The organism is Bernardetia sp. Wsw4-3y2 (assembly GCF_037126295.1).
Classification (GTDB): Bacteria; Bacteroidota; Bacteroidia; order Cytophagales; family Bernardetiaceae; genus Bernardetia.
Genome location: NZ_CP147017.1, coordinates 4,900,468 through 4,914,893 on the forward strand (window position 1 = coordinate 4,900,468; position 14,426 = coordinate 4,914,893).

The window sequence follows — 14,426 nt, forward strand, 5'->3', positions numbered from 1 at the left end:
AGTTACTAACCTCAAAACTTTTTTTTTGAAAACCCTTTGTAATTCTTTAATTTAGCCTACTTTTAAGATTTTACAATAAGATTTTTATAAAAAATAATGCCACAAGACTCCACGCCAAATACACACAATCCGAATATTCTAGATACCTTACAGAAACAAAACGAAAAAGAGATTTTTACACCTGAATCTAAACTTTTTACGATAGACATTCACACGCATATTTTGCCTGAACGTTTGCCCAATTTACGTGAACGTTATGGTTATGGTGGTTTTATTCACTTAGACCATCACAAACCCTGTTGCGCTCGTATGATGATGGACGATCGTTTTTTTCGTGAAGTAGAAGATAATTGTTGGTCAGCAGAACGTCGTATGCAAGAATGTAATCATCAACATGTAGATGTACAAGTTCTTTCAACTGTTCCTGTGATGTTTGGCTATTGGGCAAAGCCCGAACACACATGGGATTTATCTAAAATGCTCAATGAACATATTGCAGGAATTGTAAAAGATTATCCAGACCGTTTTATTGGTTTGGGAACTTTGCCTATGCAAGCACCTGATTTGGCTATTAAAGAACTAGAAAGATGTGTAAAAGATTTAGGACTTGCAGGTGTAGAGATTGGCTCACATATTATGGATTGGAATTTAGATGCACCTGAGCTTTTTCCAATTTTTCAGGCAGCAGAAGAACTTGGTGCAGCTATTTTTGTGCATCCATGGGATATGATGGGAACAAGCAAAATGCCTAAATATTGGCTTCCTTGGCTCGTCGGAATGCCAGCAGAAACAAGTCTTGCCATCTGTTCAATGATTTTTGGTGGCATTTTTGAAAAATTACCCAACCTAAAAGTTGCCTTTGCTCACGGTGGAGGTTCTTTTCCTGCGACTATCGGACGTATTCAACATGGTTTTGATGTTCGCCCAGATTTATGTGCTGTCGATAATCCGATTGCACCAAAAGATTATTTAGGTAAATTTTATTTAGACTCGTTGGTTCATAGTCCTGAAATGTTGGATTATATAGTCAAATTAATTGGAGCTGATAAAGTTTGTTTAGGAACAGATTATCCTTTTCCATTGGGTGAACTTCAACCAGGTAAGTTGATTCATTCAATGAATTATGATGATAAACAAAAAGAACAATTATTGAGTGGTTCGGCATTGGAATGGCTTGGACTCAAAAAATCAGATTTTGCTTTTATGCAATCTTGGGATGTAGTTTAGGTTTATTTACTTAGTTCGTACAAAACGGGTTTTGAAGGAACAGCATCAATTTCTAAAGACGGAATTTGAATATTTAATAAATAAATTCCGTCTTTAATTTTATTATCTGCAAAAATAAGTTCGGTAATAGTGGCGTTTTTTCGGACTTGCGAAAAGTCATTTTTGCTATTTTTATCTAAACTATTAGTAAGAATATTCCAAAACCCTTTATGCACTGATAATTTTCCTTTGTCCCATTCTCTATCCACTGAAGGCAAATCTAAAAGTAAATGATTGATATTTTTTTGAGCTAAAAACTTGCCTATACTTGGCTCTAAATAAGGAGGATTTTGACCTGAATAATTTCTAGTTTTTTTATCATCAGAGTTTGGAAGAGTGCGAATGATGAGAGCTTCGTAAGCAATAGAATTAGTATCTTCAATATCTATCTTTTCTAATTCATCTAATTTTTCTTCAAGATGTTTTTTCAAAACTACTTCGTCACCAATTTCTGCAATTTCTCTTAATTGGCTAAGCTCCTCGTTTTGTAAGTATTCTTCTGTAATTTTGGTAGGCTTTAAACTAATCATACGAGCAACAAACCAAAACGTTTTCAAACATTGATTAATTGTAACATTTTCCTTTTCTTGGTTATTCAAATGTCCATAACATTCTGTATGTGTGCCGTTTCCGTGTGGTGTAAGACTTACTCTTTGATAATTACAAACTCCTCCTTCTGCAACACTTCCAATAAAAACATCTTCAAAACTAATAGTTTTAAAAGTAGGTTCTTCAGCATGATAACAATTTGGATTTACTGTCTTTTCTGCATTTCCTGCTTGCAATGGAATAGAAATGTCTAGTGGTTTTGATAAATCGGCTGTATAAGTTATGTTGTTGATTGAATACTGGATTTTCATAATTAAAAATAGAAAGTGTGTTTTAGACTAGTATTATTACCCTAAAATTGCTAATTTTCACTTTTATAAACAATAGTAACTCAAAAACTATTTATATCAAATTGTATTTACATTTTTTAAACTTTTTAAGTCTGATGTCAAAGAGAAGCCTTTAACCTACAATTTTTTTATTTGTATTTAACTCTAAAATCTAACTTCCTACCTCTAAATTTATTTTTATGGATTTATTCCACGCCTTTACTGTTCTTATTGTGCTTTCTGCTGCCTTTGCTTATATCAATTATCGATATTTGAAACTTCCCACTACAATTGGTTTGATGCTTATTGCACTACTGGCTTCACTGGTTATTGTTGGATTGGGACAGTTTAACCCACTTATTTTTCAGAAAGCGCAAGAGCTTGTCAGAAGTGTAGATTTTTCTAAAGTTTTGATGGAAGTGATGCTTAGTTTCTTGCTTTTTGCTGGTGCGCTTCATGTCGATACACCTACTCTTGCTAAGGAACGAACACCAATTATTATTTTTGCTACAATTGGAGTTACAGCTTCTACTTTTATTATTGGAACGGCAATGTATTTCATTTTGGGCTGGTTAGGACTTGGTGTAGATTATATTTATTGTTTGCTTTTTGGTTCTTTGATTTCACCTACTGACCCTATTGCTGTTTTATCGATTCTGAAAAGCGCAAAAGTTCCTAAAAATTTAGAAGTTAAGATTGCAGGAGAATCACTTTTTAATGATGGGGTGGCTGTGGTTGTTTTTCTTACAATTTTTCAAATGGCAGAAAAAGGAGTAGAAAATACTGAATTTTTGGATGTTGTAGAGCTTTTTGCTGTTGAGGCAATTGGAGGAATTGCGTTTGGTTTGGCTTTGGGTTGGGTGTGTTACAAACTGATGTATTCGATTGATAATTATGTAGTTGAAGTCTTGATTTCCTTGGCGATTGTAATGGGTGGATATGCACTTGCTGCATACTTGCATACTTCTGGTCCTTTGGCTGTTGTGGTGGCTGGTCTTGTGATGAGCGCAAAAGGAAGAGAATTTGCGATGTCAGATTTGACGAGAGATTATGTAGATAAATTTTGGGAACTCATAGATGAAGTGCTGAACGCTGTTTTGTTTGTTTTGATAGGTTTGGAAGTTTTGGTGCTAACTTTTGATGGGAAATATTTGATTGCTGGTGTTATTGCAATTGTGGTAGCTCTTTTATCTCGTTTGATTTCGGTAGGCTTGCCTATTTCGTTTATGAAATTGAAACGAGATTTTATTCCAAATACAATTCTGATTCTGACTTGGGGAGGTCTTCGTGGAGGTATTTCGGTAGCTCTTGCGCTTTCTCTTACGCCAGATATGGGAAGGGATTTATTTGTAACAATTACATACGTTGTTGTAGTATTTTCTATTTTGATTCAAGGTCTGACTGTTAAGAAATTAGTAAAACAAGAAATTGTAAAGGAGGATTAATTATAAAAAATCATTCTTGCTAGTTTGGAAAGACAGGGTTAAAACCCTGTCCAATTTATAATATATAGTAGATTTTGAAAATATATCTCTGATAAAAGATATAAAAGTAGTTTTTTGAGTTTGAGTTGTAAGAAAAAACAAAACACATGACCAAACGTGTAATTTTACCAATCATAGTTCTGTCTCAATTTTGCTGTACTTCGTTGTGGTTTGCAGGAAATGCCGTAATGAGTGATTTAATAATCGCTTTTGGTCTTCCTACTGATGCCTTGAGTTCGCTTACTTCTGCTGTTCAGTTTGGTTTTATAAGTGGAACATTGATTTTTGCACTTTTGATGATTGCTGATCGTTTTTCGCCTTCATTAGTATTCTTTGTTTGTGCTATTTTGGGTGCTTTGTGTAATTATTTTACAATTTTTGAAGGGAATAATTTATCTACTCTTTTATTATTTCGTTTTCTAACTGGTTTTTTCTTAGCAGGAATTTATCCAGTAGGAATGAAAATAGCATCAGATTATTATCAAAAGGGCTTAGGAAAATCACTAGGTTATTTAGTGGGAGCTTTAGTTATCGGAACGGCTTTTCCTCATCTTTTGAAAAGCATTCAAAGTTTGGATTATTTTCACAACTCTCAAGATTCACAAAGTATATTTTCTTGGCGTTTGGTTATACAAGCAACTTCGCTGATTGCTGTTTTGGGAGGAGTTTTGATGTTTGCTTTTGTTCCAAACCGTTCCATCAATCGTTCTGGAAAATCAGCACAAAAAATAAAACTTACAGCTTTCTTTCAAGTCTTTAAAAGTGCTAATTTTCGTTCGGCAGCTTTTGGATATTTTGGTCACATGTGGGAGTTATATACCTTTTGGGCATTTGTTCCTATTATTTTACTGACTTATTCTGAATTACACCCAGAAATAAATTTGAATATTTCCTTTCTTTCTTTTCTAATTATTGGCTTAGGAAGTTTTGCTTGTGTAATTGGTGGCTATCTTTCGGAGCGTTTCGGAACTAAGAAAATTGCCTTTGCATCTTTATCGCTTTCTGCGCTTTGTTGTCTTGTTTCTCCTCTTATTTTTTATGCAGATTCTTATTTTCTATTGATTACTTTTCTCATTTTTTGGGGTTTGGTAGTGATTGCAGATTCTCCCCTTTTTTCTACTTTGGTGGCTCAAAGTGCCATTTCAGAACTAAAAGGAACAGCACTCACGATTGTAAATTGTATTGGTTTTGCTATTACGATTGTCAGTATTCAATTTATAAATATGCTTTCTGATTTTCCTAATTTTATCAATGAAAAGTATATTTTCACGTTTTTAGCTTTAGGACCTTTTTTGGGTTTGGTGGCTTTGAGGGGAAAGGCTGATAAATAAATTTAATCTTGATAAGGATGTCGCATTGACTTAGGAAGTTGTGGATACTTTCTTTTCAAATAATAATCAATAATAAGACTATTTGACTTAGAGGAATTGAGTATTTTGTCTTCTTCTTTACTTATATCAACTTGCTCAACTATTTCCCATATTTTATCATTGTATTTCATATAATAAGGAGGGATGTCTTCATTTTCTACTTGTGTAGGTCTATTCTTTATAATTTTGACTATATCTGTGGATTGACAATAATGGCATAAAATAAAAGGTATAGCAAATTCTATACGAGCCAATACTTTTGAGTTACCTTTCTCAATTTCACTAAAAAGATGAGCTCTAAATGGTCTTCTAGCTGATTCCTTGTAAAATGACATTATATGTAATAATTCAAATTTTAATTCATCACTAACTGTATCATCATTATAAACCAGATTCCAAACTAAAGACATTATGTACGAAGATTTTCTTCCTCCTCCTTCGTGAGCATAATCCACGTTTTGAGAGATAATATTTATTATTCTTGTAACCTTGGCATTTTTAGTGTCTGTCGGTTTTCTTAAATTCCACTTTTTTGTGCTTTTTTCTTTTTGCTCTGCATTGATACCATCTTCAACTACCTCTTTAGAAGAAGAGTCTATTTCTACTTCAGTATTTATATTCTCATTTGTTTTCTGTTTCAAATTGCAAGAAATTGAAAAGAATAGAATGCAACAATACATTGTTTTTTTGTAAATCATTTCTTCAATTCTATTTTATGTAATCTAGAAATAATTGCATCTTTATCTCGTCCCATTATTTTGGTTATTTCTTTTATTGTGTGTCCCAAATGAAATAAATCTTTGAGTTTTTGCTCTTCCTTTATCGTCCAACGTTTATGAGTTCTATCTTCGTTTTTTTGAAATTCTTTAGTAGTAGTTAATTTTGCAGGAATAATCTTTTTCGGTTTAATTTTTTGAGGAACTTCTTGCTGCTCTTTTGGCTTTTCTTGTTGTTTTGGCTCTACTTTTACTTCTTTTTTCTCTTGAATTGGTTGAGGTGCAGTCAGTTTTTCTGCCCAAAATAAAAAGTGTTTTCTAAAATCTTCCGTTTTGATGTCGTTTCGATAGTCTAAGGCTTGTATAAAGTTATCATAAACACCTTCAAAATCTTTGTTTTTAGCTGCTTGTCTTGTTTTTTTATAATAAAAATCTGCTTTTCCATCATTTATTTCTTGCGAAATGGCAGCTTTTGATGTTTCTGTTTTGGCAAATGCCATCACTCTTTTATCGGTTTTGATAGCTCTGTGAGGAATGGGAGAAGCCAAAACCAATCCTTCAAAGGAAGTACAACGACTCAGCGCAACATAAACTTGACCTGCTGCAAAGGCATTTCCTACATCTGCAATTATTTTTTCGAATGTAAGTCCTTGACTTTTATGAACTGTGATTGCCCACGCTAGTTTTATAGGATACTGCGTAAAAGAACCCAGTTCTTCCTCTTCTATTTTTCCTTTTTCATCGTTCCATTTGTATTTTATATTTTTCCAAACTTGTTGTTCTACCTCAATTTGATTTTTTGCTTCATCTTCTACAATTATTTTTTCACCTTCTACTCGTATTATTTTACCAATTTTTCCATTGTAATATTTTTTGTCTTTATCGTTTTTGACAAACATCACTTGAGCATTAATTTTTAGTTCAAGATTTCTATTAGTTGGAAAGTTTTTATCTGGAAATTCTTCTTCTACAGTAGCATTAAAGGTTTGTAAAGAAGTAGTCAGACGAGCTAATTTTTCAGCATTTATTTCACTTACTTTTTCATTGTGCGTACAAAGCATGATACAGTTTGTATATTTTTCAAAATCAAAACTAGGTTCATATTTTGTATTCAGACCCTGCAGTTGGTCGTAAGTAAGATTGCTATTTCTTATTTTGTTGAGAAGATTGATAAAACGCTGGTCTTTCTGACGGTATATTTTTTTGAGTTCTATATAAATGGGTTCTATTTGCTGAATTACCTTTGAGCTAAAGAAAAATTCACTTTCATAATATTCCATCAAAATTTCTTTGTGTTCATCTTTCATCACTGGAGGAAGTTGAAAGGTATCACCAATCAAAAGAACCTGAACACCACCAAAAGGAATAGTTTCTTTTTTGCGAAAAATACGTAAAAGTCGATCTATTACGTCCAATAAATCACAACGCACCATCGAAACTTCATCTATAACTAAAATCTCTAAACTAGTAATAATTTTTCGCTTTTCTTTAGAGTAAACAAAGTGTTCGAAAATAGTGCTTTTATCCTCATCGCCAATTTTGGAGTCTTTTCTCAAGCGTTTGTCATTTGGAACATACAAACTAGGAGCTATCTGAAAAAATGAATGTATCGTTTGTCCACCTGCATTGATAGCTGCCACACCTGTAGGCGCAACAATGACCATATTTTTATTAATGGTCGTTTTGAGGTATTTCAAGAAAGTAGTTTTTCCTGTTCCTGCTTTTCCAGTCAGATAAATAGTCTTTTCTGTATGTTTAATAAGGTCTAAGGCATTATTAAACTCTATATTTTCTCTGTCTAATTCTATGTTATCTACAATCATTCTTTTATTTCTTTCAATTTTATTAGTACACTTTTTTCAAAAGTTCTATATTTTTGTTTAAAGATAGAAAATATATAAAAAACTTTGTCAGTAGTTGTAAGGTAATCCGAAACAACTCTGACAATAGTTTGTGGTATAAAATAGTGTATTTAAAATTGATTATTTTATCAAAATTTCAACTTTTCTAACTTCAACTTTTTAGCTACTTCTTCCAAATCTTTTACGACAGGTTCTAAAAGAGGAATTCCATTTTTAAGACGATAGGCTTTATTTTCTAATTCAGGCTCTCCTGGAATAATTACTCTTTGAGACTCATCAATAGGAGTAGCATTTTTAAAACGACGAATCCAATTATCCATGTGAGATTTGAATTCTTCTTTTGGACGGAAACCATCTACTCTCATTGCACCCAAAAAATGTCCCAAACCTTGTCCCACAGGGTCATATGGCAAAGGCAAAAAGCTAACAAATGGAGGTGCCCAAGGACCATAACCTGCCCCAGAAAGTACAGCCGAAAGAATATCGACAGCCGAACCCAAACAATATCCTTTATGATTACTTCGCATTGGATCAGAGCCTAAAGGTAAAAGTGCGCCACCTTCTTTTAAAGCAGCAGCATTATTGGTAGTATTTCCATCTTTGTCTTGCACCCAACCATTAGGAGCATCTTCATTTTTTCGTTGTAAAATTTCTAATTTTCCATTTGCTACTGTTGTTGTGGCAAAATCAGCTACAAAATCATTTTCTTCTCCTGCTGGAACAGCTATTGCAATCGGATTTGTTCCTAACATGCGCTCTTTTGAATGTGTAGGAGCAACCAATGGACTTGCATTTGTCATTGCCCAACCTATCATATCTTTTTCTGCTGCAAGCATGGAATGATAGCCTGCAATTCCGAAATGATTTGAATTTTTGACAGAAATCCATCCAGAGCCTACATTTTCAGCCTTTTCAATAGCTACTTGCATTGCTTTTGGAGCAATAACTAAACCCAAACCAGCATCGCCATCAATGGTAGCCGTACTTGGAGTTTGATAAGTAACTTTCCAGTTGGGAGTAGGATTTATACGACCAGCTTCCCACAAACGGACATAGCCTGTCAGACGAGCAACTCCATGAGAGTCTACACCACGCAAATCAGCAGCTAACAAAACATCAGCAGCCAAAAGAGCATCATCTTTTGGACAACCCATTTGAATAAAAACATCAATAACAAATTCTTTAAGTGTACTATCTTTTATAATGAACATATAAACTTTCTTTTTTCTTAAAATAGGAGGGAAAAGAGGAATAATTTTAATCCTTCAAAATTAAGAAAAAAAATGGCTATTGATAGGCTTGATTTTTTTCAAAAATAAGTTTTACATTTTTTTCATAGTTGATACTTTATCAAAGTATGCAAATGGAATCTGTCTGACACCTCAAAGGTATCTGTTTTATTTTGCTCAGTTACTTACTATAAAACAGGGTTAAAACCCTGTTCAATTTATAATTCTGCCATTGTCGGTGTCCCCACCGACGATAGCAAAATACAATAAACTTATGTTATAATGTACTTACCTTTATAAATAAAATATCTTTTACTGTTCCTTCTGCTGCTACTTTGAAAGAAATTATTTTTCCTTTTTTGCTTCTTTGGAAAGAAAGTCGCACTCTTTGATTTGTTCCAAATTCATTTTCTCTTCTTGAAAAGAGTTGTATGTCTTCATTATTTGGAAAAGAAAGAATTAAATTATCATTTTCTTCAATAATTTTGTAAGTCACATCAAGTTCGTCAGAATAAAACTCGCCTATATAATCGCTTTCATTGACTTTTTCTTTTGGAAATAAATCTATTTTCTCAAAATAAAATCTTGCTTCACCAAAATCTACACTCAAATCAAAATCAGAGTTTTTATTATGTTCAAAAATGTTATAAAAATTATAGACCACATTTTTGCTGTTTTGACGATAAAATATATTTTTGGACTCAGAAAATAATGAAACAGCCACTTTTCCCATACTTGTTCTAACTTTTAAGGTATCATTTTCTATAAAAAAACTCATTAATAAATCACTGTTTTTTTCTTGATAATCCCCAACGAATGAAGATAACTGCTCTTTGGAATATTGATAAGCAGCAGCTTCTTTTGTATCTAGTTTTTCATTTTTTTCTGTTAGCACTTCCAAAATTTCAAAAGCAATTGCTTGAGCATTAATATGTTCAGAATTGGTATAAACCATAATTGACAACTCTTTTTTAGGTACACAAACAAAATAGGAACGCATTCCTACATCTCTTCCTCCGTGTCCTATTAAAGTATTTCCTTCAAATTCCCAAACAAAGATTCCACGAGCTTGTATAATTGAAGAACCATCATTGAGAATATCTTTTGTAGTTAGAAATTTTGAGATATAAGAAAACTTATGTGTTTCATCTAAAAATATTTCAGACCATTTTGACATATCTGAAATGGTACTCCCTACGCCTCCTGCTCCTACACACAAGGTAAGTGATTTTGGATTTTTATATACTTTACCAGTAAAATAATATCCACAGGCTTTATTAGGGATAATATTTTCTAAATCACTTTGATAAAATGTAGAATTCATTCCTAAAGGCTCAAAAATTTCTTTTCTTGCAAACTCTGAAATTGGTTGTTTAGAAACTCGCTCTATAATCAGAGCTAAAAAGACATAATTAGTATTCGAATACAACATTTTTTTTCCTGCAATATCATTTACTCCACGCTGACGAAACATCAAATTCTCAATCATTTTATTGGTATAACCTCTATGTTGATAATCAAATCCTTGTAAGCTCAGAAGTATATTATGATTACGAATTCCACTTGTATGATTGAGTAAATGTTTTATTCTGATTGTATCACCATAAAAAAGAAGTTCTGGAATATATTTTCGAACATCCTCTTCTACACTTAAAAGTTGTTTTTTTTCTAAAACTGCAATACAAGCAGCCGTAAATTGCTTAGTAACTGAAGCCAAGCCAAAAACGGTACTGTCATTAAATGGAACTTGATATTCTAAATTTGCTAAACCTGTATAATTGTGATATGCTAATTTTCCTTGTTGAGTAATCCCAATAGTAACACCTAAATCTTGATTTTGAGTATTTTTTTGAAGGATAGAATCAATTCTTGATTTCCAGTTTGTGAAATAATTTTGAGAAAAAGTAGTTCTACTAATTAAACAAAATGATAGAATGAGAAAAAAATAAACCAGATAAATTAAAGATAATTTTTTCATTAGAAGTATTTTTTAGAAGACAATAGTATCCTAGCCAAAGAAATAAACTGATTATTACTCTGAGAAATTTTTATTAGAAAATAAAGAGGTAAAAAATAGCCTTCTACTCTTTTGAGAAACACATTTTAGAAGGCTACTAATAGAATTAGGTTAAGCTAACCGAACTGATTTTTGATAGAGCTGATAAAAGAAAATAGGCAGAAAAATACAGGCAAAAATACCACAACCAACAGCAAATAAAATGCTTGAGTAAGGGAAATGTAATCCTTTGAAAATCATTCCGATACTTATCAAACTTCCAGCAAAAAGACCTATAAAAAGTCTGATTTTGTCCATCATTACAAGGCTTGTGCGATTACGAAAAGCTAAAGTAGCCAAACTAGGTAAAACAAAAAAGAGCAAACTAATATTACCTATCTGTAATAATGTATTAGCATAAGGTAAATGTAAATGCTTGAAAAGCAAATAAATAGAAAGCGTAAAAGCTGTAATAAAGCTAGAAAAATACAAGATACGTTTCATAGTAAGTTGGGTTTTGAAATGGATAATAAAAAATAATTCTTCTTCTATTTCGCCAACTCCATTGGGAGCAATAGAAACAGAAGCCTCTTTGATGCTTTCCTCAAAAGAAAAGCCTTCACTCATTTTGCTTTCTACAAAACAACAAAAGTGGTCTAGCAAACTGTCTTGCAAATCAGTATCTTGAAGAGAGTTTTTAAAAACACGTTCACAAATTAGTTCTACTTGATTTTCATTAAGTGTTACCATAAATTGGTTCAGTAGTAATTAGATGATGGATTGTACTCAAAAACTCTAAAAGTTCGTTGATTGCCTTGGCAGTTGCTGTTTCTCCTGCTGGTGTAAGATGATAATATTTTCGCACTCGCTTTCCTATCATCATTTTTTCACATTCAATTAAGCCATCAGCTTCTAGTTTGTGAAGAGCAGGATAAAGAGAACCTTCTTTTATCAATACTTTGCTATCAGTAGTTTCTTTGACACATTGTGCTAACTCATAACCATACATTTTGCCTTTTTCGGAAAGCAATCGCAGTATGATTGTGGTTAGTGTTCCTTTGAGTAATTCGGTGGTTGGATTTGTCTTCATTTTTACATAGATTTTTAATACATCGTAAATCTATGTATTTATACTCAAAGCACAAAAAAAAGTTGCATTTTTACTGCAACTTTTTTATTTTTTTTCAAATCTCTTTTTTTAAAACTCTATTTTTTCTTGTTTGGATTAGATAATCTCATCTCCTCACAATCATTAGAGAGTTTATATATGCTCATTTTCTCTTTTACAGCAAAGCCCATTTTCATTCCTTCAAAGATGATGTATATTTTCTCATTATTAGATTCTGTTTCTAATTGCGCCACTTGTTTTTGTCCTTTTGTATCATTATAAGTCAAAATATACTTATTATTTTCTTTTTTTACGGAAGTAAGTTGATACATCATAATATCATACAAACCTGCCATTACAAACATAGGTTCTCCATTGCTGACATCAAAATAGAAAGTGCTTATAGGCTCACCACATTGTGTATAAATAATTTCTATATTGTCTTCTGTTGCAAGTCCAATATAAGTTTTGTCTTGAAAAGTAGCTAGGTATTTATTTTTATCTGCACTTTGTGCTTGGCTAGAAAAGCAAATCAATAAAGTTAAGAAAACACTAAAAATGAATCCTAAAGATAAAATTCGTAATCTTTTATTTTGTGCTTTTATTTCTTGTTCTGCTGTAATAGAGGTTGCTTTTGTCAAAGTTGTGTTAGAAATGTTTTTAGGATGGTTCATTAAGGTATAGGATTTGAGATAAATTTGATGTAAAAACTAACAAATTGATAGAGAAATAATTTATATTATAGTTTAATAGTAATACGTTTTCAATAAATTGTGATAAATGACGTTCTTTTATTAAGGCTTTTTAATAAGACACAACTTATAAGATAGCCAAAACTGCTTTGTTATTTTTGAAGCAAATTTTGAGCAAATTTTGATAATTAGGACAGAAAAATGAAAGAAAATTATTAGTTTTACCAAATATTTTATAAAACTACGATTAATTTGAATGGTCTTACTACACCAAACTAATTTTGTTAATTATAAAAAACAACCTTTAAAAATCTTTTGTTATAGAATTTGTTTAGAATACGAAAAATAAATCACTACAAAAAACAAAATAAAACAATCCATATTCCATATTATGTTTGCAATTATGACTTCAACTCCTTTTTCTATCTCTCTCAAAAAAATAGGGATATTTCTGATGCTCTTTGTAGCAGTTCTTATTTTTTCTACTAACCAACTACAAGCTCAAGTTAGCATGAGTGTGGCTGCACGTTATCAAAAATTTATTGCAGGTGAAGAAGATCGTTTTCCTTTTGGAAAAGTGGAAGACTTCCCTCCCTTTGCTGGATTAGAGGCACGACTAAATATAGGGATAAGCTACAAAACAGCTCTTACTTTGGAAGGCTCATATATGTTAGGAACAAAACGTGGTGAATTTGTATACTCTGATATTATTACTAGCAAAAGTACAGGTGCTGAACTAAGTGCTAATTTGCGTTATTATCTTTTTGGAGCTTATAATGACAGAGGAGGCTTTTATACCTATGGTGGAATGAGTGGAGGAATGTATACAATTGACTGGACATTAAAAGATTATGAGCCTAATGACGGTTTTCGTGTTTTTCCAGAGGGTAATTACTTTCAAGACCAACAGTTTTGGCTTTTGAGTTTGAATGCTGGAATTGGTGCAGAAGTTTATACAGGTTCTTTTTATATTTTTGCTGAAGGTGGTGGTTCTTATCGTTTCAAAGACTACGTTTCGAATGTAACAGCTTATACACCTCACTTACATCATTTTTGGAGAGCTAATTTTGGAGTTCGTATTCCTTTCGGTGGTGGTCCTCAATAAACAATTAGAAATTCATAAAAAAAATCAATTCATATAAAATAATAGCCTATTCTATGTTTCATTCAATTAGAAATACAAATAAATTTGTATCCAAATTTGCTTACACCTTTTTAGCTCTTTTTACTTTTTTTGCTGTTGCTTGTGAGTCTGACAATGATGATAATCCTTTAGCTGTCTCTACAATGGAAGGGTATGTAGCCGATTGTCTTTATTGGAATACAAATATACCCAAAGTACAAAGTTTTGGACAAGATTCATTGGGAAGAGACACTATCTTGACAGTAGAAGGAAATTCATTAATTGATGGAAGTGAACTTTATTTATTCATTCCTTATCCTGCTGTTGGCTCTTTCATAGTAGCGCCTCGTGATACTACAGATACTATTGGTCTTCCAATACCAATTATTCGTTATAAAGGAGAAGATGTTCCCTCAGGCACAATTAATATTACTCGTTTCGATACTGTTCGTTATATTTTAGAAGCTGATTTTAACTTTAGCTTTGATAAAATTACAGAATCTGACACTACAATAGATACTACATCTGTTGAGTTTACGAGAGGAAAAATTAAAGCTGCTTATTTGCGACTAAGATAATTATACTGAGTTTATTTAATAGTTTTATATATCAAAAAACCTAAGAATATATATTTATTCTTAGGTTTTTTTGCTTCAAAATACTTCTATTTTTTTATAGAATTATGAATAATCATTTCAATAA

13 protein-coding genes are annotated in these 14,426 nt (G+C 32.0%); 5 read left to right on the plus strand and 8 right to left on the minus strand.

Features of this window, described 5'->3' with window-relative positions:
• Positions 1-96: 96 nt before the first annotated feature.
• Positions 97-1,227 (plus strand): amidohydrolase family protein, encoded by a 1,131-nt coding sequence (locus tag V9L05_RS20660; protein ID WP_338813761.1) that lies wholly within the window; start codon positions 97-99, stop codon positions 1,225-1,227.
• 2 nt (positions 1,228-1,229) lie between these two features.
• On the opposite strand, the gene V9L05_RS20665 is transcribed toward V9L05_RS20660, so the two are convergent.
• Complete coding sequence (locus tag V9L05_RS20665) at positions 1,230-2,126, minus strand: cyclase family protein (protein ID WP_338813762.1); 897 nt, start codon at positions 2,124-2,126, stop codon at positions 1,230-1,232.
• A 218-nt stretch (positions 2,127-2,344) separates the two neighbouring features.
• On the opposite strand from V9L05_RS20665, the gene V9L05_RS20670 reads away from it, so the two are divergent.
• Positions 2,345-3,589 carry a sodium:proton antiporter gene (locus V9L05_RS20670; protein ID WP_338813763.1) on the plus strand — a complete coding sequence of 415 codons (1,245 nt, stop codon included), beginning with the start codon at positions 2,345-2,347 and terminating at the stop codon, positions 3,587-3,589.
• A gap of 146 nt (positions 3,590-3,735) precedes the next feature.
• Positions 3,736-4,959 (plus strand): MFS transporter, encoded by a 1,224-nt coding sequence (locus V9L05_RS20675; RefSeq protein WP_338813764.1) that lies wholly within the window; start codon positions 3,736-3,738, stop codon positions 4,957-4,959.
• A gap of 2 nt (positions 4,960-4,961) precedes the next feature.
• Here V9L05_RS20675 and V9L05_RS20680 read toward each other — a convergent pair whose 3' ends face one another.
• The 7 genes from V9L05_RS20680 to V9L05_RS20710 form a co-directional block, all read right to left on the minus strand.
• A complete protein-coding gene (locus tag V9L05_RS20680; protein ID WP_338813765.1) occupies positions 4,962-5,639 on the minus strand; it encodes a hypothetical protein in 678 nt (225 codons plus the stop codon).
• A 53-nt stretch (positions 5,640-5,692) separates the two neighbouring features.
• Positions 5,693-7,537 carry an AAA family ATPase gene (locus V9L05_RS20685; RefSeq protein WP_338813766.1) on the minus strand — a complete coding sequence of 615 codons (1,845 nt, stop codon included), beginning with the start codon at positions 7,535-7,537 and terminating at the stop codon, positions 5,693-5,695.
• Between the two features lie 167 nt (positions 7,538-7,704).
• On the minus strand, positions 7,705-8,787 hold the full coding sequence (locus tag V9L05_RS20690) for an Ldh family oxidoreductase (protein WP_338813767.1): 1,083 nt from the start codon (positions 8,785-8,787) through the stop codon (positions 7,705-7,707).
• 295 nt (positions 8,788-9,082) lie between these two features.
• Positions 9,083-10,783 (minus strand): serine hydrolase domain-containing protein, encoded by a 1,701-nt coding sequence (locus V9L05_RS20695; protein ID WP_338813768.1) that lies wholly within the window; start codon positions 10,781-10,783, stop codon positions 9,083-9,085.
• 150 nt (positions 10,784-10,933) lie between these two features.
• A complete protein-coding gene (locus tag V9L05_RS20700) occupies positions 10,934-11,551 on the minus strand; it encodes a hypothetical protein (protein WP_338813769.1) in 618 nt (205 codons plus the stop codon).
• Complete coding sequence (locus V9L05_RS20705; RefSeq protein WP_338791618.1) at positions 11,538-11,891, minus strand: PadR family transcriptional regulator; 354 nt, start codon at positions 11,889-11,891, stop codon at positions 11,538-11,540. Before V9L05_RS20705 ends, V9L05_RS20700 begins: the two co-directional genes overlap by 14 nt.
• 116 nt (positions 11,892-12,007) lie before the next feature.
• Entirely contained in the window at positions 12,008-12,583 is a 576-nt protein-coding gene (locus tag V9L05_RS20710; protein WP_338791617.1) for a hypothetical protein, read from the minus strand.
• 409 nt (positions 12,584-12,992) lie between these two features.
• Between V9L05_RS20710 and V9L05_RS20715 the strand changes: the two genes are divergently transcribed.
• Together V9L05_RS20715 and V9L05_RS20720 are read left to right on the plus strand one after the other, a co-directional pair.
• The gene (locus tag V9L05_RS20715; RefSeq protein ID WP_338791616.1) at positions 12,993-13,706 is read left to right on the plus strand and encodes a hypothetical protein; all 714 of its coding nucleotides are present in this window, start codon (positions 12,993-12,995) and stop codon (positions 13,704-13,706) included.
• Positions 13,707-13,759: 53 nt separating this feature from the next.
• On the plus strand, positions 13,760-14,302 hold the full coding sequence (locus tag V9L05_RS20720; protein WP_338813770.1) for a hypothetical protein: 543 nt from the start codon (positions 13,760-13,762) through the stop codon (positions 14,300-14,302).
• The last annotated feature ends 124 nt before the right edge of the window (positions 14,303-14,426 follow it).

Bases quoted from the DNA above. Each gene is read 5' to 3' on its own strand.
- V9L05_RS20710 (WP_338791617.1), bottom strand. From the start codon at position 12,583: ATGAACCATCCTAAAAACATTTCTAACACAACTTTGACAAAAGCAACC.
- V9L05_RS20720 (WP_338813770.1), top strand. From the start codon at position 13,760: ATGTTTCATTCAATTAGAAATACAAATAAATTTGTATCCAAATTTGCT.
- V9L05_RS20675 (WP_338813764.1), top strand. From the start codon at position 3,736: ATGACCAAACGTGTAATTTTACCAATCATAGTTCTGTCTCAATTTTGC.
- V9L05_RS20670 (WP_338813763.1), top strand. From the start codon at position 2,345: ATGGATTTATTCCACGCCTTTACTGTTCTTATTGTGCTTTCTGCTGCC.
- V9L05_RS20685 (WP_338813766.1), bottom strand. From the start codon at position 7,537: ATGATTGTAGATAACATAGAATTAGACAGAGAAAATATAGAGTTTAAT.
- V9L05_RS20695 (WP_338813768.1), bottom strand. From the start codon at position 10,783: ATGAAAAAATTATCTTTAATTTATCTGGTTTATTTTTTTCTCATTCTA.
- V9L05_RS20660 (WP_338813761.1), top strand. From the start codon at position 97: ATGCCACAAGACTCCACGCCAAATACACACAATCCGAATATTCTAGAT.
- V9L05_RS20665 (WP_338813762.1), bottom strand. From the start codon at position 2,126: ATGAAAATCCAGTATTCAATCAACAACATAACTTATACAGCCGATTTA.
- V9L05_RS20700 (WP_338813769.1), bottom strand. From the start codon at position 11,551: ATGGTAACACTTAATGAAAATCAAGTAGAACTAATTTGTGAACGTGTT.
- V9L05_RS20690 (WP_338813767.1), bottom strand. From the start codon at position 8,787: ATGTTCATTATAAAAGATAGTACACTTAAAGAATTTGTTATTGATGTT.
- V9L05_RS20715 (WP_338791616.1), top strand. From the start codon at position 12,993: ATGTTTGCAATTATGACTTCAACTCCTTTTTCTATCTCTCTCAAAAAA.
- V9L05_RS20705 (WP_338791618.1), bottom strand. From the start codon at position 11,891: ATGAAGACAAATCCAACCACCGAATTACTCAAAGGAACACTAACCACA.